Raw genomic sequence first — 26,087 nt, forward strand, 5'->3', positions numbered from 1 at the left:
AATGCTCCAGCGTAACCCGTGATCTTGCAGGGAAGGGGCGCGGCCGGGTTCGACGGCCAGAGACCTCCCGACCATCGCGAAAGCTAGCCAAGCACGGCCCGGATCTTGTCGGCAGCTTGGTCGAGCGCCTCCTTCGGACTCATCTGTCCGGTGAGCGCCGCCTGGATGGCATCCTGGATTGCCCTGGAAATCTTTGGCCATTGCGGGTGCGGGCCGCGAGGTCTCGCGTATTTGAGCTGCTCGAGAAAGACCTTGAGGGCGGCATCCTTTAGCGGCTGCCCGGTTTGGGGAATGGCGATGTCGGAACGCGCGGGGAGCTGGCCGAAATTCTTGAACATCTTGTCGTCTTGCGACACGAAATATTCGAGAGCCTTGAAGGCTTCGGCGGGATGTTTGCTGGTGGAGAAGATCGCCCAATTGAAGTCGCCCATCGCAGATGAACGCTCGGAATCGATCTTGGGGACCGGCAGCAGAGCCACGCCCCAGTCGAATTTGGCTTCCTGGGACATACGGTCGAGCTCCCAGGGACCCGAGATCGCCATGGCCGCATTGCCGGAATTGAAGGTGCCGGTGGAATCCCACTGTCCGCGCGTCAGCGTGTCGGGCGAAGCGAGCTTCTCGTCGATGATCGTCTTCCAGATTTGAAGCGCCTTGACCGCACCGTCGGCATTGATGTTCTCGTAGCTGCCGCCACCCATCTGGACCCAGGGCAGGAATTGGAAGGTGCCTTCCTCATTGGCCTTGGCGGAGAAGGCCAAACCATAGACGTTTCGAGCCGGGTCGGTCAGCTTGCGTGCGTCTTCGACGAGTTCGTCCCAGGTCTGCGGCGGCTTGTTCGGATCAAGTCCCTTCGCCTTGAACATATCCTTGTTGTAGTAGAGCGCGATCGTGTTCGTCGCCTTCGGCACGCCATAATACTTGCCCTGCCACTCGACGGATTTCAGGGGGCCTGGGAAATAATTTTCGGGCTTGATGATCTTGGATGCCTTGATCATGTCGGTGAGATCGAGAAAGGCACCGCGTGAGGAGAAAAGCGCGTGCTCCGGATTGTCGACGGCAATAAGGTCCGGGGCTTGGCCGGTTGCATAGGCGCGCATGGCTTCGGTCACCACGTCATCGAACTGAATCAGCCGGTATTCGATCTTGATGCCGTTGTTTTGCTCGTTGAACGCCTTGACAAGATTGGGCGCCGGCTGAATGTCCTTGTCGAGAGACCAGAGGGTGAGCGTAACGTCCTCCGCTCTCGCCGAAAGGCAGAAGAGGGAAGCGCCTGCCAGCGCCATGGCGCCGATCATTGCAAATTTGCGGATGGCCATAGTTTTCCTCCTTTGTGGTTATCCCTCAAGCACCGGCAATTCTTCTTGTTTACCGGCTCGGCGTCTCAGGTCGGCTCGAAGACGAAATCGCCGCCCCGGCATTTCTTGAGATAGTTCAGGGCATGGACCTGGCCGGTCATTTCCAACTCGCCGCGGTAGACCGGATCGTGCCAGCCTTCGATGTCGATGGAGCCGGTCCAACCAGCCAGGCGTAGTTCGGAAATGATGTCCGTCCAGTTGGTGTCGCCGAACCCCGGCGTGCGCATGAAGACGAACGGTTCCTTTCCGAAGATGCCGTGCTCGCGGATGACGTCCCAACGGATCGTCGCGTCCTTCCCGTGCACGTGGAAGATCTTGGGCGCCCATTTGCGGATCTGCGGAAGGGGCTCGATGAGATAGACCATCTGGTGGCAGGGCTCCCACTCCAGGCCGATATTCTCATCCGGCGTTTCGTTGAAGATGAGTTCCCAAGCATCGGGATTGTGCGCGATGTTCCAGTCACCGGTCTGCCAGTTGCCGTCCATGGCGCAGTTTTCAAAAGCGATCTTCACCCCCTTGTCGGCGGCGCGCTTGGCGAGTTCGCTCCATACCTCCTTGTAGCGGGGCAGGCTGTCGACAAGGGGCCTGCCCCGCAGGCGGCCGGTAAAGCCGGCAACGCAAGTGGCGCCGAAGTGATGAGCATTGTCGATGCAGTCCTGCCAGCCCTGCAGCGTCTGCTGGTCGAGGTCGCTCCCCTCGAGCGGATTGCCGAACATGCCGAGCGTGGAAATGGTGATGTCCCGCTCTCCGATGGCTTCTCTGCAGCGTCTGCCGAGCTCGGCGAGATCCTGGCCATTGGTCGTCTGCCAGAAGAAAGGTTCGAAGCTTTCGAAGCCCATATCGGCGATTTGCCCGATACGCCTGGCCGCGCTGCCGTCCGAGGCGCGCACCATGGTGCCGATACGGATGGATCTTGCCGGGTTGGTCATGAAAATATCCTATGCTGCAATGGTGACGCGCTTGCCGTGGCGGGCGCTGTCGATCGCACCGAAAACCATGGCAAGGCTCTTGATGTTGTCGCTGCCATCCGTTTCCGGCCGGTCGCCGGTGCGGATCGCAGCGAGGAAACGCCCGATCACGCTGGCGTGGCCGTGGATGTCGGCCTCGTTTGCCGGGATCGGGACGCCGATCGGCGTAACCTCGCGAAAGAAACCGTCCGTTCCCGTGACGATGTTCGCCTCGAATCTGTCGAATCCGTCCCAAAGGAGCGTGCCGATGGTACCGGTGATGCGCCAGGCGCTCTCCCAGCTCGTGGGACTACCTTCGGCGCACCACGATCCTCGATAGGTGAAGACGACATCGTCGGAGAGTTCGAAGATGGCGTTGGCTGCCGCCCCGTGCCGGTACCAGGAACCGGGCGGATTGTGCTCCTGACAATAGACGGCGAGCGGATCCTTGCCTGAGATGAAGCGTGCGGCATCGAAGGTATGGATCGCCATGTCGAGCAGCAGGACATGGTCCATCTGTTCCCTGAAGCCGCCGAAATGGGGGCCGAGGAAGAAGTCACAATGCAGGCCGGTGAGGCGACCGAGTGCGCCGTCCTCGATCATGCGGCGAATGCGGCGTATGCCCGCGATGTAGCGACGGTTCTGCACGACCGCATGAAATTTTCCGGCAATCTCGGCAAGCCCGAGCAGTTCCCGCGCTTCGGCCAGGGAGACTGCCATCGGTTTTTCGCTGAGGACGTGGCATCCATGGGCCAGGCCGGTCGCGACAACGGTTCGGCGCGCTTCGGGAACCACGATGTCGAACAGGATATCCGGCTTCGCCTCCGACAGCACGGCGTCGATATCCGTGCCGATTGCAACGCCGCCGAGATCGAACTCATGAGAGAGCGTCTCAGCGACGGTGCGGTCAAGATCGACCAGGCCGACGACCGTCAGACAATCCTTGAGAGCTGGCGTGTCTGCGACTGCCTTGAGCCAGCCTTTGGCCATAGCTCCGCACCCGCACAAAACGACCTTGTACGTCACGACTTTCCTCCCCGAACGGCGGCCAGAAACTCCTCGACTGGCGTCCGTAAACGTTTACGATCCTATGGGTGGAAGCTATTTTATGTCAATAGGCGCTTATGCGGGCAGTCGACGGAGTCGGGGAGACGAGGAAACATGAAAGGCATTCGCCAACTTGCCGAGCATCTCGACATTTCCATCGGCACCGTCTCGCGCGCCCTCAATGGCAAGCCCGATGTCAACGAGGAAACTCGCAAACGTGTGCTGGAGGCCGCGAAATCCCTTGGCTATGTCGCCAACCAATCGGGCCGGGCACTCCGTAAAGGCTCTACCGGCATCATCGGCTTCATGATGCAGACCGGGCCCGAAATCACGGGCCATGGCGATACCTTCTTCATGAGCGTCTTCGATGGTGTGCAAGCGGTGTTCGCCCGGCATAAGCTCGACCTGGTCGCTCTGTTGTGTTCTTCCGAAGAAGACCCGCTTGATTATTTAAAGCGCGTTGTTGCGCGCGGTTTCGCCGATGGCATCATCTTGTCGTCTACCCGACGCCACGATCCACGGCTGGAACTACTTGCCAGGCGCAAGATACCGTTCATCACGTTGGGGCGCAGTCTGACGGATGTCGGCCAGCCATGGATCGATCTCGATTTCGAGGGCATAGCGCAGGCCTCGATCGAGCGCCTGGTGGAGCGCGGTCATCGACACATTGCTGTCACGCGGCCTCATGACGACACGAATCTTGGTTATATCTTTGTCGATCGGTGCCGCGACGTGCTTACCAGGCACGGTTTGACGCTCGCCAACGAGCATATATTCCGTTCCCTGCCAAATGAGAGGGGTGGCTATCAGATCGCTCGTGAACTGCTTGCCTGCGAAGAACGCCCCACGGCGATCCTGCTGGTCAACGAGATGCTCGCGACAGGACTCTATCGCGGGTTGAGTGAGGCTGGCATGGTGCCTGGTCGTGATATTGCAGTCATCGGTCGGCAGAGCCCACACTCACATTTCCTTTCGCCGCGGCTGACCGCCTATGGCCTTAAGCATCGCGACCTCGGCGTCGCCCTCGCCGAGACCTTGCTCGCCACAATGCCGGGCTATGCGGCCGCCTATGCCCAGCGTCCAGCACGCGTGCTTTGGCCCATGACGCTTGAGCCAGGAGAAAGTGATGGTAACGGGCCGGCGGATCGCAGGAATTAGACATCAAGAGCATCAAGTAAAACCCGCAGCTGCCCGCGATGATGCGAAAAACGTTGTCCGATCGAGGTGCTGTCCGCCTATGGCGTGCCAACGGCTTAGGGCTAGGCTGCACGCCTTCCCAGCCGACGTTCAATCGCTGCGGGGTTTTTCGTGTTCGTCGCAAGCGTCGGGATTCCTGCCAGATCCCCGCGTACGTCGATGTGGAGTTCATCGTTCTCGGGCGTCAAGACGATGGCTTTCACCAGAGAGCGCATGATGTCGCCGGCATTCAGGCGCTTCTTCTCCGTTTCCTCCCGCAATGCCGTGTAAAGCCCTTCGACCTTGGGGGCGATAATGCTCGCCATATTGGGATGGCGTAGGGGAGGCGGCTCTTCGGCGTCCGCGAGGAAGCTGGTCAATTCGTTCTTGCGGCACTCGGCTAACCGCGGGTTTGAGGTGATGAAGCGAGGAGCGAAGCAATGGCGGTGCGTCTCCTTGCGAGATCAAAGGCCGGGCCCTTGGATGAAGAGCCCGGCCAGTTGAATCACGCCACACGCTTCAACTGGACGGCAGGGAAATCGACCGGAACGTTCAGCGCGACGTTGACGTAGTTGGTGAAGAGATTGAGCGCGACATGGGCGATGATCTCGACCACCCCTTCGTCGTCGAAGCCGGCCGCCTTGAGTGCGGCGATGTCGGTATCGCTGACCCCAGCACGGTCCCGGACGACCTTCAACGCGAAGGTGAGAGCCGCCTGGGTGCGCGGATCGGAGGACTTGCCCACCTGCGCAGCCGCGATCTCGTCGATCGAGGCGCCCGCCTTGCGGCCGAGAGCGGTATGGGCCGCGAGGCAATATTCGCACTGATTAACGTTGGCGATCGCGACGGCGATCTCCTCGCCGAGCCGCGAGCCGAGCTTGCCGCCCGAGAGGGCGCCGAACGAACCCCACATGCTGTTCAGCGCGGCGGACGAATTGGCGACGGCCTTGAACATGTTGGGAATGACGCCGAAGGCGCCGTTGATCTTGTCCAACGTCGGCTTGACCGCTGCTGAAGACGAGGCTGGATCAACCAGATTAACGTGTGTCATAATAGATTTCCTTCTCTTATGCTTGGAGGGGGTTATCCAGCGGTCCGGCGATGGCAGTCGTCGGGCCGCTTTCTGTTCCGGCTTACTTGGCGGGAACGACTTTGCCCGGCAGCGAGAGATCGCCGGATGCTATTTTGAAGACGTCCGCCACGCACAGCAGCGGGGCGTGAAGATTGCCGTTGACCTTCAGACCGGCAGTGACCCCGTCGAAGGAAGCGCCGCTGATCCCGCTGATGAGCGAAAGCGGGATCTCGACATCGACCGTATCGCCCTTGAAGGTGGTGGGATATTCCGGACTGTCGATGAGCAGCGGCACATTCGGCCACGTCGGTGGGACCTTGGGCTTGGAGCCCTCGGGGATGTCGACCACCTTCAGGCCGGCGCCGCACGCCTTGTCCTTAGCCAGCACGACCCAATGGGGATGCCAGATGTGCCGGTTTTTGCCGCCATAGGCGGCATCGTCGAAATCGGGATGGAACGTCACGGCGAGGGCCACGATGCCCTGAGCCTTGTCGAACCCTATATCGCCGCTATCGAGGCTGGTCGGCCAGACATAGGCATAAACTTGGGAACCTTCGAACTTGCCCGTGGCGTCGGGCTTGTCCTTACCGGCTTCACCCCGCACGCGGGTCGTGAACACGGCCGTGTCCCCTTTGGTCACAATCGTGGTCTTGACGATATCGAACGACGCCAGAGTGCCGTTAGCGGGCTCGGCTTTGATGGAGTGGGCTGAGGCACCCGCCGAAAGGCAACAATACGCAATTGCCGCGAGACTGGCGCCTCGCAGGTTGGTGACGTTCACGATGATATCTCCTTCTCAGGTTGACGGTTGGGCTTGGAGGGGCGGCGATCCGCTGATGAATGTCGCCCAGGTGGCAGCCTGAACGGCGGGGTCCGCCTCTTCGTGCTCGCCGCAATCGAGGCGGAGGTCACGGCCTCCGATCGCGGCGTTCACAAAGGCACAGTGATGCGATGAGGCCTTGCCCGGATGGGCATGCGGCCGAAAGTGGCGACAGGATACGCACATCCTCTGGACGGGGATGGCGCCTGCCAGCTGGAGCTGCCGGATCAATGTTATCTGTGTAAGCAGCAGATTTGCCTGAGCCTCGGGAGATAGCTTGCCAAGCGCAGCGGCCACCCGGTGCGAAGCGCGAGAGATGGAGGTGCCGAGGCTGAGTCCTTCGGGGCTGGTGCGAATTATTACGGCGCGAGCGTCTCGCGGGTCTGGGTCTCGAAACAGAAGCCCCTTGCGAACAAGAGCGCTCAGCGTATCCGCCGTGCTTGCTGGGGATACGCCGATGTGCGAGGCGATCTCCTTCGGGCGAAGCCCGGCCGGCCGTGTCGCTAACAAACTCAACACTTGTGCTTGGCTCGGGTTCAAACCAGCTTCAGTCGCAGCTACCCACATCTCGGTGCGAAGAACGAGGGCAATCCTCTCAAAGCCTTCGCGAAGGCGAACGACGATCGGGTCTGAGTCGGAAGCATGATCCATGCCTCAACTATTTAGGATTCCTAATTATTCGTCAAGTGAAATCGACGAGCAACAGCCAGGTTGCGACGATCGGAGTCAGGCCGCCTCCTACCGTGCCCGAAACCTGGACGGCGAGCGAGATGCCGCTATAGCGCACAGCCGGTGGAAACTGGCTGGAGAACCGCGACCCCTCCGGTCCGTAGAGCAGGCGTAGACCCCCCAAGGGGGGGCGACAGCGGAGCGCCTTTGCTTCGCGAAAGCCGAATTGAGTTCGGGCGAGCGCGAGGGCAGCAGGATCGGCGTGATGTTCTTCGGCCAGGCGAGATTGGCGGTGGTTTGCCATCCGGCGCGGTCCAGCAGCAAGACAGCGTGTGCGCCTCTGGCGACGTTGAGCGCGATCTCGTCGATATGACGCTGCATGGTGTCGGTATTGGCGAAGGGCAACGCCAATGCGGCCCCTGCTCCGCGCGGGGGCAGATGGTGCCGAACAGGGAGGCGCTCGCATAGCGCTGATCGGCCCATCCACTCTCGGGATGGAAGAGTTTCGTATAAGCGATCCGCAGCCGCTCCCATCATCTTCCGCGTAATTCATAATTTCTTCGAATTGCAAGCTTCGTCCGTAGATGGAGCGTCACAACTTTTGACTGCATATAACGGATATATCACGCAAAACGCGTGAATGAATGCTCAAGCGGGCCGAGGAGGCGGTGGAGCAGGCAGCCGGAAATGGCCAATTCTCAAATAGAAAGCCCGGCTGGGAGGTCAATCTCAACCGAGCTTTCATTTTTAATGCGGTGTCTCGCAAACCACGCTTAATCAGCATAGTAACTTGACAGGTGATATGTCAATAGAAATCGTATATAATCATTCAAGTTGGATTCGTGCAGGCCTGAATACAAAAAGATACAAAGTGATTTCATGAAATTTGGACATTTTGGAATTCAATCACCCTATTTATACCAATAAAGATATCACTTTATCAGTTTTATGAAATTTTTATTTAATCAAATTAAAGGAGAGGAATAGAGAGAGGTAATATGAGGAACGTATCGACGGTTATTGAGGTGGATTGGGATAGATTTTGTGAGGACCTAAAAGAGGCTAGAGCCAAAATGAATATATCTGTGCGGGAGATGGCGAAAATAGCCGGAGTGAACTTCAATATTATTTCTAGATTAGAGCACAAGAAGATACACTGCGGAACAGAAGCATTCTTTCGCCTGTCTCTTTTGATAGGAAAACCTCCTATGGAATATATAGTTGAAGATAAAAAATAGAGATTTGTATATTATAAAACTATTTTGGAGCTATATTGTTTATTCTTTGTATATAAAAAGATACGTTTTCCTAAATTATGTATAAATAATACTTATTTCCTATATTTTTGTGTATAAAAAGATACATAAATGGCAAATATGTGGCTGTTTTATCACACTTTGTTTTGAAGTTGGCGATTTGTGGCTTTTCTCGCCAAGTAGGTGTTGCGGAATACGTTTGAGTCGGCGCATTTAGATTGTGGCTCTCGCGTATAACGAGTGGGCGGTGCGGCACTCACGTGTGGTTGGGGGTGTTGCGTGTCAATTGCGGGAACGGAGCAACGTTCCTTTCTGTAGAACAAAGTCTTGGAGGTTATCTCATGACCGTGAAGTCCCTACTCCTAGGTGCCGCCGCAGGCGTTGCTGTTATAGGCGCCGCGCAGGCAGCTGACCTGCCCATGACTAAGGGCGAAGCCGTGGAATACGTTAAGGTCTGCTCTGCCTTTGGTACCGGCTTCTTTTACATCCCCGGCAGCGACACCTGCCTCAAGATCGGCGGCGATGTCCGCGCGGATTACCGCGTCTTCGGTGGCTCCGGCTTTTCACGCAATGATGATCGCTCGGCCTTCAACGCTCAGGCCCGCATCTGGTTCGATGCCCGCACGGACACTGATTGGGGTCTGCTGCGTTCCTACTTCCAGATCAACGCCGACTCGCATCCGATCAGCGTCCAGGGCCGCGGCGGCGTGTATAATGACAACACCTTCTCGATCGACAAGGCTTTCATTCAATTCGGCGGTCTGACGGCTGGTTACGCTCATTCGTTCTTCGGCTTCTATGACGCCGACTGGGGCAGCACCATCTGGGCGCCTTATTACGCCGAGGGAAGCACCGTCAACCTGATCGCCTACACCGCCCAGTTTGGCGGCGGCTTCAGCGCTACGTTGTCGGTCGAAGACGGCCGCGACCATCGGTATGGCAACTTCGGACGGAATTATATCCCTGCCCTGGCCGGTTCTACCGTGTCGTTCTCATCGCTTCAGGGAGGGCAGCAGATTCCCGACGTCGTCGGCCAATTGCGCCTCGACCAAAGCTGGGGTGCGATTGCCGTTTCGGCTGCCGTTCACCAGTCGCGTTCGGCTGAAGAGCTTCAAGTCTCGAATAATGGTATTCCCCAGGGTGATCCCGTTGCTCTTCCACACAAGCAGAAGTGGGGCTATGCCGCGGGCGCGAGCTTGCTGTTGAACATCCCTGTGATTGAGAAGGGCCACTTCGTGGTCGAAGGGCAGTATGCCAATGGAGCGCTGCATTATCTTGGTGCAACCAACGACTCCTTGAGCCTCGGCGTTCCCGGTGACCTCTACCTCGCCAGCACCGATACCCTTCGCTACAAGACGGCTAAGGGGTGGTCCATTGTCGCCGAACTTGGTGGCAATATCACGCCTGTCCTTAATGCCAACCTGGTTGGCAGCTACATCGACACAAAGGCCAAGGACTTCCTCGACCCAACGTTGGATCCCTCCTTCAAGGCCTTCACGATCGCGGGCAACCTGACCTATACGATTGTAAAGGACCTGACCATCAGCGCTGAAGTTGCCTATACTCGCAACAAGTTCGGCAACGTCCTCGATACGGTCGGAACCGGTGAAGAAGCAACGACTGTCATCAAGGATGTGAAGCAGAACATCTGGCAGGGCGGCATCCGTTTGAAGCGAGTCTTCTAATTTAGACCGATGAAGGAGAGGGCGTGAAAGCGGAAAACCCTCGCCTTATTCATGATAAAGAACCCCGTCGAACAATCGGCGGGGTTTTCATTTTCATGCCCCCGAAATAAATCGTCCCTTCTAACAAAAGATTGTTATTCACGCGTTCTCCCAACCACCTTGGCCTCGTCGGGAGTAAGAAACTCAAATCTGGTGGCAGTGGCCAGAATCGGTCCTTCATCTCCGCACTCGTGAAGACACGCATACCAAAGTGCCGTTGACCTGCGGTCCTACTTCGCCGGCGTCATCGCCCGCCTCGTCCCACACGACTCCCGAGGCAGGATCGCCGCTTTCGGCCGACTCCTTCCCAGTCGCTTATGGCTGTGGTGTGTGAACAGTGATCTGTCAGGTCAAGACAAGCTGCAGTGTGCGAGACCTTTAGATACGAAGTTGCATAGCTCAATAGATCTCGTCAAATCGCGATCGCCAATAAAATGAAGGTTTCGGCGCTGAACGAGATATGAGGATTCTAAACATGCCAGAGTGCTGAAGGCCACTCAGGTCAAGGCGCAGAACTCCCTATGGTCAAACCCTGAGCAGTACAGGCCCGCCGTAGATCGTCGCCAGAATGTTTCCAATCAATCTCATCGATTTGGTCAGTGGCTGAGCGGACGTCGATTTCTTCTTGAAGTTCGTCATTCACCGCATTACACCGAACCAACCCAACAATGTTCAGCCAATATCTCGGACAGAGTTCTGTAAACGAAGTTATACAGAACGATGCTATCAAGATTTTTCAGATGTGATAGCATATATATATGGGTACGTGGAGATTTTGTCTTCACATACTCAAGTCCTAGAAATTCCCATCTAGGCCTGGACTGCATGAACAGTATATATAAATTATAAGTTGGTCAACATGAATATAAGTATACATTTATACACAAAATCCGATTTACATTACCTCTCGTTAGGGGGCGTGTCAGAGGTGACGATAGCGCAATGATGAGCTCTGGCCGCCATGATGATTGCCTGCCGTAGGATGCCTGGTGCCGCAATCTGTTGAAGCCGTCGGATTTCCGTTTTGGCTTTCGTGTCGTCGATGTCTCTCAGGCTTTGGTCCAAACATTGTCTCGATGGCACATCGCCAACAATGATAGTCCCATATCTATGGACAAGCTCATGTGCTGCTTTGCGGTAATGATCAAGACGGGCTCGCTGCAGACGCAGGCGAAGGCCTGTAATCTCGCGCCAGTTTCGTAGATCTCGCCGAAATCGTTCTTCAAACTTTACGCGCCTGTCATCTTGCCAGTCATTTTTAGGCCAAGCCTGTATAAGTCTTTGAAGCCACCGAGATGAGACAGGCGCGTCCCTGATCTGCGCCCAGAGCGATTGAAGATGTTCCGGGGCGTTGTTCCATTCGAGATTTGCGAGTGCAGTTCGTAAGTCTGATCGGGCGCCGCATTGTGCGACAATAAGTTCGCCAACATAATCGAAACGAGTAAGTTCCCGCCTTGGCAACGTGATCCATTCGCTGTCCCCGGTGGAACTGGTAACCTGCCCGACTCGCAAGCAATCGCCGAAATAGTGAGGCTCGAAAGTGACGGTTGCGGTTGCGTTTGGAGAAGTGACGAGTACTGGTTCGGGATCACAGTAGCAGGTGAATGTCGCTTTCCACTCAGTTCTAGGCCCCACCTTCTTGCGAGTCACGGTAACATATTTAATGGTGCAATTGTCAGGGATAGGCCGGTGCATTTGCATGGGCCAAGTTACCAGTCGCGGCTGACGCCTCCTCGAGTACACGCAAAGTGTCAATTGTGTGCGTTGCAATCGTCGCCGTTCGCCCTTGCTTTTATGTGTAAAAGCATTCGGGGGGAGGGGAGTTAACGAGAATTCACCCTTTCCTTCAAATATTTCGTCGAGGCTCAGATCTCTGCGGTTTCGATTGACGATTTGAATATTGTCCGCGTCCAGCGATCGGAATCGCAATTCTGTCCCGCCTTTCATAGCGCGTTGACGGTTATCCAGATATCTCAAGTAGGCGACCTCAGCCGTTTGCCACCATACTCCGCTGTCCTTTCGGATTAACCTCACTGCTTCTTTTCGATTTATTTCATTAATTTCTATATTATTTTTGTTATTCTTTTTTTCGAGAATGCGCATTGATTTTATTTCTATCGATAGAATATTTATCCTCTCTGCTACTCCTTGAATTTGCTCTTTTGCGACAGCCACGGTGTGGATATCGTGCGCTGATTTTGTTTCTGTTTCTAATTTTTTCCTAAATTTTATGAGAGCATCAATTTGGTTCTGTGCAGCTAATATTTTAGGATTTTCGTTTATTAAAGAACGATACGTTTCAATATATTTGTGTTCGATCTCTACGAGCCTATTCCAGAACTGATTGGCTCTGCGCATTTCTTCATTGCAGTCATCCCCCCAGTCCAGAGGAGAGAGCAGTCCATACTGGCGTATAACAATTTGTCTCTGATTAGATACGTAGGCGGCGCGAGGCAAAATTGTAGATCTCAAGAGGTCCAAAGCGGTAGGCCTTAGAAAGGCTAAGAGAAATGTGTAGAATTTTCCAGCAAAATATCACGGGCGCGCCATTTATTGGCAATGATGTATAATAAAGGATACTTATCTGAAAATGTCACATTCTCATAAACAAGCTTCCCTGAGAGGTGGCGTTGTGATTCATTGATCTTAATCTTGGAGGTTGAGATGGCGCGGTTTGGCTTGGCGAATTTCGAGTGGTCGGTGATCGAGCCGCTTCTGCCGACGAAAGTGCGTGGGGTGCACGCGTGGATGATCGGCGCGTTCTGAACGGCATCTTCTGGCGCCTACGCACCGGAGTCCCTTTGGGCGGACATCACCTCGCGCTATCGGCCCCTGCGTCAACCGCTCCAATCGGTGCCGCAAGGCCGGCTCTGCCGCCAGCGCAACGCTGTCGAGCGCTTCCTCAATAAACTCAAACACGTCAGGGCCGTCGCCACACGCTACGACAAGCGTGACGACAACTTCCTCGCCTCCGTCCAGCTCGCTTCAATCCGCATTTGCGTGAGAAGTTATGGGTCGATCACCTAGCCATCGAATTATCTGTGTTGCAGTGAGGGTGCCGCCAGTACAGCATAGCCGCAGACGGTTTCTTCGCCCTGCAGCGTTGCGGCGAGCCGAATTGGGGAACAGCCGCGCAAGGTCCGCGCGCCTCGTGACTTTTGCATGTCGCACGGGAATGCGCTCGAAGGTAACCCGGCGCCCCGGCTTACCTGAACACGAAGGTTCGGCGGCCTCCTAATGGCTCAGCAGGCAGCATTTGGTCGAATAATGCAGGAGATCGCGCGTAACGCCGCCGAACATCCATTCCCTCGCCCGAGCGTGGCCATAGCCCCCGGCGACGATCAGGTCGGCATGTTGCTGCTCGGCATGGACGAGAATGGTCTCGCAAACCGTGCCGTCGATCGTTTCGAGAACCTGCGCATGGGTTTCAACGTCGTGCAGCCTAAGAAACTCCGCGACGGCGTCAACGCGTCGCGCAGCGTTGTCCCGGCCGCTCTCTTCAACGATTTCGACGATGCTGACCCGCGAGGCCTCCCGAAGAAATGGAAGAGCGTCAATGACGGCTCTGCGGGCCTCGCGTGTGTTGCTCCAGGCCACGAGAACATGGTCCGCCGCCAATTGCGAGAGGCTGGGTGGCACGACCAGAACAGGGCGGCCGCAGCGCAGCACGATCTCGGCCGGATCCAGTGCCAGGTGCGGCAGGTTGGGCGGGCTATGGCGGCGCTGTCCGACAATAACCAGATCCGCTCTGGCACTTTCGTGATACAGCGCATCGGCCGGAAATTGCATGCTGGTCTGCCATTCCAAGTCCTCGCGATTGGAAACCGCGGCATCCCTGAACCGCGGCTCCAGGTCGTCGTCGCCATACCAGGGCAGGACCGGCCGGCTATCGGCGCCGTCGTGGCTGAGAGAAACCGGTTTTATTCGTTCCCGCGCGGTAATATCGATCGCGGGTACGCAGCCGATACCAATGAGTTTGGCGCCGAAGCGTGAAGCCAGCAATGCCGCGAGCCTGATCCTTTCATCGCTTTCCTTGTTGTCCTGCACATGGACCAGCATGCTGGTATAGGTCATGTTTTCGCTCCGCCCGCGGGATGAAAAGGTGGTCATTCCCAAAGGTGTAGCGGATCTCCGCCGGATGGCGTTGATCTTGCGCAAAAGGCCCGTGAACCGATGGCGAAGAAGAGTGCCGGGATCCTGCTCTATCGGCTGAAAAGCTCCGACATCGAAATTCTCCTCGTTCACCCCGGAGGACCTTTCTGGGCAAAGCGAGATCCGCAGGCCTGGTCGATCCCCAAAGGAGAATATGATGCCGGCGAGGATGCCTACAGCGCTGCCCTGCGTGAGTTCGAGGAAGAACTCGGGGCGCCGTGCCCCCGTGCCGTGCCGATTGACCTGGGTGAAATCCACTATTCCAGCGGTAAGCGCCTGGTTGCCTGGGCGATGGCAGGCGATTTCGATCCCCATGAGCTGCGCAGCAATATGTTCGAGATGGAGTGGCCGCCTCGCAGCCGGCGCATCCAGGAATTTCCCGAAGTGGACAAGGCACAGTGGTTCGCGATGGCGGAGGCGCGTGGCAAGATCCTGCCCGCTCAGCGGCCTTTCCTGGACCGATTGGCAGAGCAGCTCAGGCGTGGCGGCCATTCTGCGCCGAGATAATCCCGTTTTCAGATCGATATCTCGGAAGAATGGATCGCCGATCTGCTCCATGCGGAGATGGGTTGGTCATGCCGGCTGGTTCGCGGGTGGCGACGCCGGGCGCAAGGCCCGTAGGGCGTTGAGAACGACGGCAAGATCGATCGCCTCCTGGAGAAAGGCGCCGGCCACAGGGTCAAGATAGCCCAACGCGGCACTCACCATGCCGATCAGCGAGAGCCCCATGCCGATCAATACGCTCTGCAGGGCAATCCGGCGGGTGCGGTGTGCGATAGCGAGCGCTTCTGCGATACGTTCGATCCTGTCGACGAGCACCACCACGTCGGCCGCCTCGGACGCAGCGACGGCGCCCCGTGCCCCGAGCGCGGCGCCCACGTCGGCGGCCGCGAGCGCGGGGGCGTCGTTGATGCCGTCTCCGACCATCATGGTGGGCCTACGACGCTTTTCCGCTGTTACGGCAGCCACCTTGTCCTCCGGCGTTGCGTCGGAGATGACGTCGTCCAGCCCGAGCGACGTCGCGATGGGCCGGGCGACGTCGGCGCGGTCGCCGGTCAGCAGGACAATGCGCTCGATCCCGTTGGTGCGAAATGCCTCGAGGGTCGAATGCGCATCCGGGCGCAGCTCGTCCTTGAACAGAACGCGGCCGGCATAATGGCCGTTCGAGGAAACGTGGAGTGCAGCGTGGCCCGCCGGCACCGAGGAAGCCTTTTCGATCCCGGCACCAGGCAGGACGAAGTCGAGACGCCCGATCCTGACGCGGGCCTCCCCGACAAATCCTGCCACGCCGTCTCCCGGGCTCTCATGGGCGTCGGCCGGTGGAATGAGATCGACATGGCGCCGGTGTGCTTCTTCGACGAGAGCCTGCGACATGACGTGATGGGACGCCTGACCGACAGAGCAGGCCATGCGCAGGAGCTGCTCGACCGTCACGGATCGCTCGGGTTCGATCCGCGCGATCGAGGGATAGCCGCGCGTCAATGTTCCTGTCTTGTCGAGCAGGACGGTACGGATCCGAGCCATTGTCTCGAGCGTGCCCGCGGTCTTGACCATCACGCCGTGCTTGGCGCAGCGCGACATGCCGGCGACGAGCGCGACAGGCACGGCGAGGATGAGCGGACAGGGGGTCGCCACCACGAGGACGGCGAGCGCGCGGTGAGGAGAGTCTGATATCCACCAGGCCAGCCCGGCCAACCCCAGGGTCAGCACGAGGAAGCAGATGGCATAGCGATCCGCCATGCGCGCCATGGGAGCCTTGGATTGACGGGCACCTTCCACGAGGCGGAGGATTGCTGCGTATGTGCTCTCTCGCGCAGCTTTGGCAACCCGCAGATCGAAGGCGGCTCCCGCGTTCACGATGCCACTCGCAAGGGTATCGCCGGCGAGCCTTCTCACCGGCAGGGCTTCCCCCGTCAGGGCTGACTCGTCCAAGGTCGCATCCGGCCCGATCAACTGCCCGTCGGCGGGCAGGACATCGCCGGGACGCACCAGGATGCGATCGCCAGGCAATAGGGATTCGATCGGCACCGTCAGGAGCCGGTCGCCTTGATAGAGCTGGGCGGTGCGGGCGACCCGGCTGAGCAAGGCCGTCATGGCTGAACTCGCGCGACCCTGCGCGAATTGCTCCAGGGTCTGGCCTCCCGCAAACATCAAGGCGATGACGACACCGGCAAGGGCTTCGCCGCTCCAAATGGCCCCCGCCATTGCCAAAGCCGCAATGATGTCCAAGCCGACATTTCCATGCGCCAAGCCGCGCAGGATGGTGATCGCCAGGGCGACCAGCACTGGTACGGTACCGGCCAGCCATAGGATGTGCGCGACTTCCAAATGCCCCAGCAGGAAAGCAACCAATCCTGCCAGCAGCGCAGCTGCCGGAATCGCGGCGAGCACTGCGAAAGCCATCCGAGGCAGGCCAGCCTGCGGATGGTCGGATGCATCCTTGGAATCCGCGCCGCGTCGTGCCGGAAAGGAGAGGTCGTGAACCATGGAATGGCCTAAAGGCGAAGCCGGATCGGCATCGAAAAACGACACCCTCGGGCTGCGCGAGAATGTCCAGGTCGCCGCCGCGCGAAGGCAGGCTCTCGGTTGTCGCTGTCAATGAGCCATCAGGAGCGGAATATCGGCCTTCTCGACCAGTTCAACGGTCGTGCCGCCCATGATCCATTCCCTCACGCGAGAATGCCCGTAGGCGCCGGCAACGATCAGATCCGCCGAAATGCGATGCGCTTCCTGCAGAAGTGTGCTCGTTACATCCTGCGTGAGGGGAAGAACTTCCACCACCGTCTCCACGCCGTGCCGCGCCAGATAGGTCGCGATATCCGCCTGGCCGATGTTCTCGTCGGGCTCGGCGCCTCGTTCGCCCTCCTCGACGGTTACAACTTTGACGAGCGATGACAATCTGAGGAGCGGCAGGGCTTCCGCGACAGCCCTGCTGGCTTCCTTGGTATCGGTCCAGCAGACCAGCACGGTCCGAATCGGCTGCCTCGGGGGTTGTCCGGGCGGCACCAGGTAGACGCTCCGGCCGCTTTCGAACATGACCGCTTCGATCAATTGCCTCCAATCGGTGCCTGTCTCGTCCTCACGGGGACAACTGCCGATGAACAGGTCGGTGGTTCGGACTTCCGTCGCCAGAAGAGAGGATAGCCATCCCGCAGAATCCTCGATGCGCCGGAGTTCGTTGGCGACGGAAAGGCGTTCACAGCGCTGTTGCAGCCGTTCGATTGCAGCTGTGGCGCGTTGCTGGATTTCATCCACCCTGTCCATGCTGACGCCCGTGCCCATCTCACCGGCATAAATTGAAATATCGGGCAAGAGGCTGGTGAAAAGGCCGGTGAGATGGGCGCCAAAAGTCGCCGCCAGCATCTCGGCGTGGGAGAGGCGAACTTCGTCTTCCTTGCTGCCATCGAGATGGACGGCAATGGTCTTGTAGTCATCCGGGTGAATGGGGGCCCTGGCTTCCAATAGCTGGGTCGAGGAAATATCGGCTTTCATTGAACCCTCCTGATTGCGGGAATCCACGCCCTTGGCGTGCCTCGATCGGAATGATGCCAACCTTGCGTCTTCGAGACTCCATTGCGTTGATCTGGCTCAAGAGGAAGCAGCCGGAGGTCAAATTATCGCAATCCATGGTGCCCGATCCCGAGGTTTCGGAACCCGCAGAGCTTGCGCTGAATCAAAGCCGAGTTCGCGTTCCCACTCTAGACAGGTCGATACGCCGCAGTGGTCGGGGGTCTTTGCGGGCCGCCAGGTCAACGGGGTCGTGCACCCTGTGTAGTTGGAATGTGTCAGGATGGGTGCGGGCGAGAGACCGTGTGCACCCCGGCCCGTTAAGGCCGTTTTCCGGCTTGGTCCTCGCCCGCGTTCGAGTACCCAACCTGAACAGTTGATCGAGGCCGCACCACCGGACCTCGTAGCACAGGGATAGGCGCGATGATCATACACCCTGGCTTCATCGGGATCGATGTCTCCAAACACCATCTCGACATTTTCAATGCCACCACCCAGCATGTCGAGCGCATCGACAACACCCCACAGGCGATCACCTCGACTTTCGAGCGCTTGCGAGCCGATCCAATCAAGCTCGTCGCCTTCGAAGCGACCGGGCCTTATGATGGGCCGTTGCGTACGGCTCTGGCCAGCCTGCAACTGTCCCTTGTCCGCATCAATCCGGCCCGTGCCCGCGACTTTGCCAAGTCCATCGGCCTGCTGGCCAAGACCGACGCCATCGACGCCCGCATGCTCGCCGCCATGGCCCAGTGCCTCAACCTGCAAGCCGACCCTGCCGATGATCCCCACCGCCAGCAACTGGCCTTGCTGCACAAGCGCCGCGACCAGTTCGTCGCCACCCGCAAGCAGGAACTGACGCGCCTGGCTCAAGCCGACATGGCCCAGATCCGCGACAGCCTCCTGGACCATCTCGCCTGGCTGGAGGCCGCCATTGCCAGCCTCGACCAGCATATCACTCGCCTCATTGCCCGCCATGACAGCCTTGAGCAAAGGCGCCAACTCATGTGCTCCACTCCAGGCATCGGCAAGGTCATTTCCACGACCCTGCTGGCTCTCCTGCCCGAACTTGGCCAACGCTCGCCCAAGACCATCGCCGCCTTGGCAGGCCTGGCTCCCTTCAATCGCGATAGCGGCCTCATGCGCGGCACACGCAAAGTCATCGGCGGCAGACGACGCGTGCGCCAGGCCCTCTACATGGCTGCTGTTTCAGCCAGCCGATCCAAATCCAACTTCGCCCAAACTTATCGCGCACTGCGACAAGCCGGAAAGCCGCCCAAACTGGCTCTCATCGCCTTGGCCCGAAAGATCCTCATCACTCTCAATGCAATCTTGCGCGATCAGGCCCCGTTCAAGGCCTGACACTCGCTCAACTACAGTTGCCGGAGGGCTGTGGCTCGCGGTCGTTGAGGAAAACCATGATCCAGTCCGAGCCGCAGGCCAAGGTCGCCATCAGGGTGCGCGATCTCGTCGTTGGTTTTGGAGACAGGATCGTTCTCGATCACGTCGATCTCGACATTCGTGAAGGCGAGATCATCGGTTTGATCGGGGCCTCCGGCTCGGGCAAATCCGTTCTGTTGCGCAGCATCGTGGGGCTGGTGCCCAAGCGCGCCGGCAGCATCGAGATATTGGGACTCAATCTCGACGCGCCCGGTGCCGAGGGGCGGCGAGATCTGGGTCTTCGATGCGGTATCATGTTTCAGCAGGGGGCCCTGTTCTCTTCCCTGACGGTGAGGGAGAACATCCAATTGCCGATGCGCGAGTTTCTCGATCTTTCCGACCATCTGATGGATGAACTCGCCATGTACAAACTGAAGACCGTAGGGCTGCCGGCGGATGCGGCCGACAAATATCCCGCCCAACTCTCCGGCGGGATGGCAAAGCGCGTCGCGCTGGCCCGCGCATTGGCTCTCGATCTGGAGATCCTTTTTCTGGACGAGCCTACCTCGGGTCTCGATCCGATCGGCGCCGGTGATTTCGACGCGCTGGTCTCCGTTCTCCATCACACCATGAAGCTGACGACCTTCATGGTAACGCACGATTTGGACAGCTTGCGCAATGTGTGCAGTCGGATTGTCGCGATCGCCAAGGGCAGGATTGTCGCCAGCGGTGGTTTGGAGGCGATGCTGGTCTCCCAAGATCCCTGGGTCAAAGCTTATTTTCATGGTGCCCGTGGCCAGGCGGCTTTTGGCTGAGCCCTTGGCGTATTCCGGTTTCAGTTGCTCATGCCGTTGAGCCGGCTGAGGTAACGTCGATGGGGATGGGCGCATGCCTCGCAGTCTGTATCGCTTCATCTGGCAGGTGAGTGGCGCCCATCAGTTATGGATCACGGTCCTGTCGATCCTTTTGTTCGGGATCGGCACCTCCTCTCTCGAAGTGCAAAGACGGATCGTTAACGATGCGCTTCGCGGTGGTATCTATGGCCCCATCTTCACGCTGGCCGGCCTTTATTTGAGCATCAGCCTAGCCGAGGGCCTGGTGAAGCTCTGCCTCAACATCTACAGGAACTGGATCGGGGAGAGGGCCGTCCGGACATTGCGCCAATCTGTGTTCGTGGCTGGGCAGGGCGGTGCGATCGTGCCGGTTCCGGACCTGACCGAAGGCATTCAGCTTTCGATCGTTCTGGAGGAGGCAGATCCGCTTGGAGGATTTGTGGGCGAGGCTTTTTCAGAGCCGGTTTTGCAGGCAGGAGTGCTGATTTCCGTCGTCGGATATCTTCTCTATCTGCAGCCCTTGATGGCGCTCGTCGTAGTGTTCGTCTTCTTTCCTCAGATCGGTTTCGTGCCCCTCATGCAGAACGCCATCAACAGACGGGTGCAGATGAGGGTAGGCCTTCTGCGCGAAATGAGCGGCGCCATCGTGGGTGCAGGAGGAGCGGTTGACGGCGATGGCCGTCAGCACACGCGCATCCACACGATATTCCTGCAGAACATGGCCATCTACAAGCTCAAGTTCTCCATGAATTTCCTGATGAACCTGATGACCCAGCTCGGCGTAACGGCGATCCTGGCATTGGGGGGCTATTTCGTCGTCCTCGGGCAAATCGAGATCGGCACGGTGGTTGCCTTCCTCTCGGGACTGAGCAGAATCAACGATCCGTGGGGCGATCTGGTCACCTGGTATCGGGATCTGCAGGCGACGCGCGTGAAATATCGCCTCTTGTGCGAAGCCCAGAAGCTGGGAGCGATCGCGGGAGGGGCCGGGGAATGAAGGCTGCGGAAGGCTTCGCTGACCGGAACAATCGATCGTTTTCGCGGGCCTGATGCGGCCTTCGGCTTTCTGGCGGTGAGGAGCGTGGATCTTCGGGAGGGCAAAATCTCCTGGAGATGGACGCTCTCCGGCAGTCGCATCCTAGCGATAAGGGTTAAGGGCTGAATCGGGGGTTGTCGCGTCCTACTGAGCCGCCAGGAGTGCCTTGCGAAAACGTATGCTCGCGATCAGAAAGAAAACACCGCCGATCGCCGTCAACGCCGCAAGCTGGGGCCAGATGATGGAAAGGTCGGCGCCTCGGTAGAGGATGGCCTGGGATAGGCTGACGAAATGAGGCGAGGGGGTGAATTGCATGACCGTCTGGAGCCATTCGGGCATGCTCTCCATCGGCGTGGTACTCCCCGACAGCAGATTCATGACGATGAGGATCGGCATCACCAGCAACCCGAATTGCGCCATCGAGGTGGAGACGGTGGAAATCAGGATACCGAGCGCGGTGACCGAGAACAGGTAGACGATGCTTGCCCCGACGAACAGAAAGAGGGAACCTGCGACCGGAACACCCAGAAGGTGCTCGACGACGATCAGGAGAGAGAGGCTGGCCGCGACGACGATAACCAGCCCGTTCGCCCAGATCTTGGCCAGCATGATCTCGAAGGGGGTGACGGGCATCACGAGCAGATGCTCGATCGTGCCATGCTCCCTTTCGCGGATCAGCGCGGCGCCCGTGAGGATGACCGCCAGCATCGTGACATTGTTGATCACCTGCATCACGGCGGTGAACCAGGCCGATTGCAGATTGGGATTGAACTTGGCCCGGACTACCAGGTCGATCGGGGTCGGACTGCCCGCACCGGGAAGGGCCTTCCGCGCTTCCTCGTAGATGATGCTCTGGATGTAAGAGGCACCATTTCCGGCCTGGGACATGGCCGTCGCGTCGATATTGAGCTGAACCGACGGATGGCGCCCGGCCAGGGCATCCTGTTCGAAATTGGCGGGCATTTCGACCACGAACACGAAACGTCCAGCGTTCATCGCGCGATCGACCTCGTCGGCGTCGATGAGAACCGGCTCTTCGAAGAAGGGCTTCAGCAGGGCGTCGCGCAGACGAAAGGACAGGGAGGAGCGGTCTTCGTCGACGACGGCGACCGAGGCATTCTTCACCTCGAAGGTCGCGCCGGTGGCAACCGTGTAGACGGCAAAGGTGAAAGTGTAGAGGATCAAGGCCACCAGAACGGGGTCAGCCTTCAGGCTGAAGAGTTCCTTGATGCCGAGCCGCCATATCGCGGTGAGACGGCCCATGTCAGGCTCCCCTTTTGCGTAGCGCGAGCACGGAAGCTGCGATGAAGACCAGGCCGAACAGCAGGAGGACGGCGAGATTGGGCCAGAGGTCCCCGAAGCCCAGTCCCTTGGCGAACACGCCGACGCTGACGGGCTGGTACCACGCGGCCGGAAAGGCAAGACCCATCAGGCGGCCCCCGCCCGACAGGGAAGACACAGGCACGAGCAGGCCGGAGAAGTTGACGGCGGGAATGATCGCAATGATGGCGGTGGCGAAGATGGCCGCAACCTGGCTGCGCACGAAACTGGATACGAACAGGCCGAAGCCGGTGGTGGCCAGCACATAGGCGAAAGACGCCGCCAACAGGGTGGGGAAAGACCCGCGCAGCGGGACCTGAAAGAGATAGACAGCCTGCATGATCAAGGTCAGGCAGCTGATGAAGGCGATTGCGGCATAGGGCAATTGCTTGCCCAGAAGGAATTCGATCTTGGTGACGGGGGTCGACTGGAAATTGGCGATCGATCCGGTTTCTTTCTCCTTCACGATGCCCAGGGCCGTCATCACCGCGGGGATGAGCACCAGGATCAGCACGATCACGCTGGGAACGATGGCATTGGCGCTCCGGAACGCCTGATTGTAGCGGAAACGCGGCTCAATCCCGATCGGGTAGGTGGGTGCTGCCCGCCCTTTCTGCCGCATTGCGGCATCGGTGAGGTAGGCCGTTGCGAGGCCCGTGACATAGCCGCGGGTGGTCTCTGCGCGAAAGGGCATGGCCCCGTCCAGCCAGATACCGATTTGCGGGGCGAGCTGGCGCGTCAGGTCCTTGCCGAATCCGGATGGGAGCTCGATAGCCAGCTTCAGCTCTCCGCTCTGCAGCCGGGTCTCGAGCTCCTCGGCCGATTGGATGGCGGGCTGCTGGGCGAAGTAGCGGGAGCCCTCGAAACTCTCGAGCAGTTGCCGGCTCTGCGCGGACTGATCCTGGTCGAAAGCGGCGTAGGGAATTTTCTCCACGTCGAAGGAGATGCCATATCCGAAAGTGAGCAGGAGCAGGACCGGGCCGATCAGAGCGAAGGCGAGGCGTAGAGGGTCGCGCATGATCTCCAGCGTCTCGCGCCGGGCATAGGCCCATAGTCTGCGCCCATCCAGCCGCCTTGGCCTGGTGGATGCCGCCTCGGCCGGAGCCACTGTCCGGGCCTTGCCGATCGAACTCGCCATGCCGGCCTGCTCGAGCACCTCGACGAAGGCGTCTTCCAGATTCGACTTGCCTCTTTGTGCCTTCAACTCCGACGGCGTTCCGACAGCAAGCACTCTGCCCTGATGCATGAAGGAGATGCGGTCGCACCGCTCGGCCTCGTTCATGAAATGCGTGGACAGGAAGATGGTGACGCCTTCCTCGCGCGAAAGCGCCAGCAGGAAGCGCCAAAATCCGTCGCGCGCCACCGGATCCACGCCCGACGTGGGTTCGTCGAGGATCAGGATTTCGGGGCGGTGGATCACCGCCACGGCGAGTTGCAGACGTTGGCGGATGCCGAGGGGCAGGCTTTCCGGCCAGGTGTCGGCGACGGACTGCAGATCGAAACGGCTCAGCATTTCTGCCACGCGTGGTTCGATCTCGGTCCGCGCCAGGCCGAAGAGCTGGGCGTGCAAGACGAGGTTCTGGCGAACCGTGAGTTCGCCATAGAGGGAGAAGGCCTGGGACATGTAGCCGACCCGGCGTCTCGTTTGCATGTCGCCGGCATCCAGCGGGCGGCCGAACAGGCGGGCTTCGCCTTCGCTCGCGGGCAGAAGCCCGGTGAGCATCTTCATGGTGGTGCTCTTGCCACTTCCGTTCGAGCCCAGAAATCCGAAGATTTCGCCCTTTTCGATACGGAAGCTGACATGATCGACGGCCGTGAAATTCCCAAAACGGCGTGTGAGGCCGGAAGCCTCGATTGCCGCCGGGCCATCTGCCGGAGCGGCGGGGCGCGGGGGGATCGTCAGCTCGCCCTTGCTACCGGCATCGGGCAACAAAGCGACGAAGGCGGCCTCCAGGCTCGGGGCATTGGCCTGTCGCTTGATGTCGTTCGGCGAGCCCTGCGCGATCACGCGCCCTGCATCCAGGGCCGCAAGCCAATCGAAATGCTCGGCCTCGTCCATATAGGCGGTTGCCACCAGGACACTCAGCCGGGGACTGTCCTCGCGAAGGCGCTCGATCAGACGCCAGAACTGGCGCCGCGACAAGGGATCGATCCCCGTCGTCGGTTCGTCCAGGATGATCAGTTCGGGATCGTGGATCAGGGCCGAGCAGATACCGAGCTTCTGCTTCATGCCGCCGGATAATTTGGCCGCCGGCCGGTCTCGAAATGCCGACAGGCCCGTCACCTCCAGCAATTGTGCAATACGCGCGCTGCGTTCGCTGGAGTCCTGGCCGAAAAGCCGGCCGAAGAAGTCCAGGTTCTCCGCCACGCTCAAGGTCGGGTAGAGATTGCGGCCGAGGCCCTGGGGCATATAGGCGATGCGCGAACGATTGAGGCGCAATTGTTCGGTGGAACGAATATCGCCTCCCAGTACCTGGATCTGGCCTTGCTGGGGGCGTGTGACCCCCGCCACGAGGCCAAGCAGGGTCGATTTGCCGACACCGTCAGGGCCTATCAGGCCGGCCATGCAGCCGGCGGGTATGACCAGGGAAACCTGGCTCAAGGCGTCATGCCGCCCGTAGCGATGGACGACGTCCCGCAGCTCGATGACAGGCTCGGTCATTGCGGCAGCTTCACCACAAGCCGATCCGGCCAGGCTGCGGTCTGGCTGGTCCGTACATAGGCGACGCCGCGCACGCCCGTCTTAACCCGGGCTTCGTATTGTCTTAGGAGTGTCGGTGCGATCCTCAGCTTGACGCGGAACATCAGCTTTTCCCGTTCATCGGCCGTCTCGACCGCCTTGGGCGTGAACTGGGCATCCGTGGCCACGAAACTCACGGTGGCCGGTACGACATAATCGGGGGCAGCGTCGAGGATGATGCGGGCTTCGTCGCCCAGAGCCAGGCGGCCCGCGGCCCGCGACGGCAGGAAGATCGTCATGTAGACGTCTGACAGGTCGAGGAGAGTGACGACCGGAGCACCGGCTGCGACGACCTCTCCCGACTGGACGAGCTTGTATTCGATACGGCCCCGTCGCGGTGCCGTCAGAACGGCATCGTCGACCAGCGAGCTGACGCGGGCAACCTCTGCCCGGGCGGCATCTGCCGCCGCATTGGCTTCGTCGAGATTGGCGATGCCGGCCTTCTTTGCTGCTTCCGCGACATTGAGCTGGCTGCGCCTCAGGTCCAGTTGCTGTGTCGTGCCGTAGCCCCGCGTGGCGAGGGTGGAGGCGCGGTCGAGCTCCTGATGCGCGAGGACGAGTTCGCTTTCGCGCTGTGCCAGCGCTGCCTCGGCCTCGGCGATGGTTTTTTCGGCCCGCCGGACCTGCGCCCGCGTGCCGGCGAGCTGTGCCTGCAGGTCGGTCACATCCATGCGGGCGACGACGGAACCTGCCTCGACGGTTTGTCCTTCCTCGACAAGGACCTCCGCCACGCGCCCGGCGAATTTCGCTGCGACCAATACGTGTTCGGCTTCGATGCGCCCGTTCGAGGAAGCGATATCGGCGGGCAAGGCGGCCCTGCCACTGCCATTCCATAGGCTGCGCAGTCGATCGCTGATGCCGGAGTTCCGGTCGGCGGCCAAGGACATGCCGCTTATCGTGCATGCGGCGGCCACGAGAGCGGCGAGAACGCAAAGGCGAAGGGGCTGTCGCAACGAAGGTGCTCCTGAATGAATTGTGCGCCGGCGGGCGCCTATCCATCCTCGTTACCGTCAGTTGGGGGGCAGCCGGTTGATGCAGATCAAACGCTTGCCGTTT

Annotated in this window: 21 protein-coding genes and 3 pseudogenes; 9 read left to right on the plus strand and 15 right to left on the minus strand. The window is 59.3% G+C overall.

Annotated elements, in window-relative coordinates; genetic code table 11:
- Window positions 1–83: 83 nt before the first annotated feature.
- From C5L14_RS24920 to C5L14_RS24930, 3 genes are all read right to left on the minus strand, one after another.
- Entirely contained in the window at window positions 84–1,316 is a 1,233-nt protein-coding gene (locus C5L14_RS24920; protein ID WP_105864775.1) for an ABC transporter substrate-binding protein, read from the minus strand.
- 65 nt (window positions 1,317–1,381) lie between these two features.
- Window positions 1,382–2,284 (minus strand): sugar phosphate isomerase/epimerase family protein, encoded by a 903-nt coding sequence (locus C5L14_RS24925; RefSeq protein ID WP_105864776.1) that lies wholly within the window; start codon window positions 2,282–2,284, stop codon window positions 1,382–1,384.
- 9 nt (window positions 2,285–2,293) lie between these two features.
- A complete protein-coding gene (locus C5L14_RS24930) occupies window positions 2,294–3,328 on the minus strand; it encodes a Gfo/Idh/MocA family protein (RefSeq protein WP_105864777.1) in 1,035 nt (344 codons plus the stop codon).
- A 135-nt stretch (window positions 3,329–3,463) separates the two neighbouring features.
- On the opposite strand from C5L14_RS24930, the gene C5L14_RS24935 reads away from it, so the two are divergent.
- Window positions 3,464–4,507: a LacI family DNA-binding transcriptional regulator gene (locus tag C5L14_RS24935; RefSeq protein WP_105864778.1), complete on the plus strand. Its 1,044-nt coding sequence runs from the start codon at window positions 3,464–3,466 to the stop codon at window positions 4,505–4,507.
- Between the two features lie 101 nt (window positions 4,508–4,608).
- Here C5L14_RS24935 and C5L14_RS24940 read toward each other — a convergent pair whose 3' ends face one another.
- The 5 genes and pseudogenes from C5L14_RS24940 to C5L14_RS30720 form a co-directional block, all read right to left on the minus strand.
- Window positions 4,609–4,905 (minus strand): hypothetical protein, encoded by a 297-nt coding sequence (locus tag C5L14_RS24940; protein WP_146127017.1) that lies wholly within the window; start codon window positions 4,903–4,905, stop codon window positions 4,609–4,611.
- A 125-nt stretch (window positions 4,906–5,030) separates the two neighbouring features.
- The gene (locus tag C5L14_RS24945; protein ID WP_105864780.1) at window positions 5,031–5,576 is read right to left on the minus strand and encodes a carboxymuconolactone decarboxylase family protein; all 546 of its coding nucleotides are present in this window, start codon (window positions 5,574–5,576) and stop codon (window positions 5,031–5,033) included.
- A gap of 82 nt (window positions 5,577–5,658) precedes the next feature.
- Complete coding sequence (locus C5L14_RS24950; RefSeq protein WP_245197466.1) at window positions 5,659–6,216, minus strand: hypothetical protein; 558 nt, start codon at window positions 6,214–6,216, stop codon at window positions 5,659–5,661.
- A 177-nt stretch (window positions 6,217–6,393) separates the two neighbouring features.
- Window positions 6,394–7,068, minus strand: coding sequence for a MarR family winged helix-turn-helix transcriptional regulator (locus C5L14_RS31000; protein WP_105864782.1), 675 nt, complete (start codon window positions 7,066–7,068; stop codon window positions 6,394–6,396).
- A gap of 243 nt (window positions 7,069–7,311) precedes the next feature.
- Window positions 7,312–7,565, minus strand: a pseudogene (locus tag C5L14_RS30720) (IS630 family transposase); the annotation flags it as partial.
- Window positions 7,566–8,084: 519 nt separating this feature from the next.
- Between C5L14_RS30720 and C5L14_RS31005 the strand changes: the two are divergent.
- Entirely contained in the window at window positions 8,085–8,324 is a 240-nt protein-coding gene (locus C5L14_RS31005; protein WP_428832656.1) for a helix-turn-helix domain-containing protein, read from the plus strand.
- Between the two features lie 359 nt (window positions 8,325–8,683).
- Complete coding sequence (locus tag C5L14_RS24965) at window positions 8,684–10,027, plus strand: porin (protein ID WP_105864783.1); 1,344 nt, start codon at window positions 8,684–8,686, stop codon at window positions 10,025–10,027.
- Window positions 10,028–10,966: 939 nt separating this feature from the next.
- On the opposite strand, the gene C5L14_RS30110 is transcribed toward C5L14_RS24965, so the two are convergent.
- The gene (locus C5L14_RS30110; protein WP_146127018.1) at window positions 10,967–12,424 is read right to left on the minus strand and encodes a hypothetical protein; all 1,458 of its coding nucleotides are present in this window, start codon (window positions 12,422–12,424) and stop codon (window positions 10,967–10,969) included.
- 306 nt (window positions 12,425–12,730) lie between these two features.
- On the opposite strand from C5L14_RS30110, the pseudogene C5L14_RS30725 reads away from it, so the two are divergent.
- Window positions 12,731–12,935: pseudogene (locus tag C5L14_RS30725) on the plus strand (transposase); the annotation flags it as partial.
- Window positions 12,932–13,093 (plus strand): annotated as a pseudogene (locus C5L14_RS30730) (IS5/IS1182 family transposase); the annotation flags it as partial. The pseudogenes C5L14_RS30725 and C5L14_RS30730, both read left to right, overlap by 4 nt.
- Window positions 13,094–13,300: 207 nt before the next feature.
- Here the strand turns inward: C5L14_RS30730 and C5L14_RS24975 are convergent.
- Entirely contained in the window at window positions 13,301–14,140 is an 840-nt protein-coding gene (locus C5L14_RS24975) for a universal stress protein (RefSeq protein ID WP_181161319.1), read from the minus strand.
- A 99-nt stretch (window positions 14,141–14,239) separates the two neighbouring features.
- On the opposite strand from C5L14_RS24975, the gene C5L14_RS24980 reads away from it, so the two are divergent.
- Complete coding sequence (locus C5L14_RS24980; RefSeq protein ID WP_105864785.1) at window positions 14,240–14,725, plus strand: NUDIX domain-containing protein; 486 nt, start codon at window positions 14,240–14,242, stop codon at window positions 14,723–14,725.
- A gap of 66 nt (window positions 14,726–14,791) precedes the next feature.
- Here C5L14_RS24980 and C5L14_RS24985 read toward each other — a convergent pair whose 3' ends face one another.
- Entirely contained in the window at window positions 14,792–16,705 is a 1,914-nt protein-coding gene (locus C5L14_RS24985) for a heavy metal translocating P-type ATPase (protein WP_210203291.1), read from the minus strand.
- Window positions 16,706–16,813: 108 nt separating this feature from the next.
- Window positions 16,814–17,710 (minus strand): universal stress protein, encoded by an 897-nt coding sequence (locus C5L14_RS24990; protein ID WP_105864786.1) that lies wholly within the window; start codon window positions 17,708–17,710, stop codon window positions 16,814–16,816.
- Window positions 17,711–18,148: 438 nt separating this feature from the next.
- Here C5L14_RS24990 and C5L14_RS24995 point away from each other — a divergent pair, with 438 nt between their 5' ends.
- The 3 genes from C5L14_RS24995 to C5L14_RS25005 all read left to right on the plus strand — a co-directional run bounded on the left by C5L14_RS24995 (window position 18,149) and on the right by C5L14_RS25005 (window position 20,932).
- Window positions 18,149–19,084: an IS110 family transposase gene (locus C5L14_RS24995; protein WP_146126830.1), complete on the plus strand. Its 936-nt coding sequence runs from the start codon at window positions 18,149–18,151 to the stop codon at window positions 19,082–19,084.
- Window positions 19,085–19,140: 56 nt separating this feature from the next.
- Window positions 19,141–19,917, plus strand: a complete 777-nt coding sequence (locus tag C5L14_RS25000) for an ABC transporter ATP-binding protein (protein WP_105864787.1) — start codon at window positions 19,141–19,143, stop codon at window positions 19,915–19,917.
- 73 nt (window positions 19,918–19,990) lie between these two features.
- The gene (locus tag C5L14_RS25005; RefSeq protein WP_105864788.1) at window positions 19,991–20,932 is read left to right on the plus strand and encodes an ABC transporter ATP-binding protein; all 942 of its coding nucleotides are present in this window, start codon (window positions 19,991–19,993) and stop codon (window positions 20,930–20,932) included.
- A gap of 183 nt (window positions 20,933–21,115) precedes the next feature.
- Here C5L14_RS25005 and C5L14_RS25010 read toward each other — a convergent pair whose 3' ends face one another.
- Genes C5L14_RS25010 through C5L14_RS25020 form a run of 3 tightly spaced genes read right to left on the minus strand, consistent with a single transcriptional unit; the run spans window position 21,116 to window position 25,918 of the window.
- Window positions 21,116–22,234, minus strand: a complete 1,119-nt coding sequence (locus tag C5L14_RS25010; RefSeq protein WP_105864789.1) for an ABC transporter permease — start codon at window positions 22,232–22,234, stop codon at window positions 21,116–21,118.
- 1 nt (window position 22,235) lies between these two features.
- Window positions 22,236–24,953 carry a ribosome-associated ATPase/putative transporter RbbA gene (gene rbbA / locus C5L14_RS25015; RefSeq protein WP_105864790.1) on the minus strand — a complete coding sequence of 906 codons (2,718 nt, stop codon included), beginning with the start codon at window positions 24,951–24,953 and terminating at the stop codon, window positions 22,236–22,238.
- Window positions 24,950–25,918 carry an HlyD family secretion protein gene (locus C5L14_RS25020; RefSeq protein WP_105864791.1) on the minus strand — a complete coding sequence of 323 codons (969 nt, stop codon included), beginning with the start codon at window positions 25,916–25,918 and terminating at the stop codon, window positions 24,950–24,952. The genes rbbA and C5L14_RS25020 overlap by 4 nt, the downstream gene beginning before the upstream one ends.
- Window positions 25,919–26,087: the final 169 nt, after the last annotated feature.

Origin of the sequence: Labrys okinawensis, from assembly GCF_002982075.1 — a bacterium.
Lineage (GTDB): Bacteria > Pseudomonadota > Alphaproteobacteria > Rhizobiales > Labraceae > Labrys > Labrys okinawensis_A.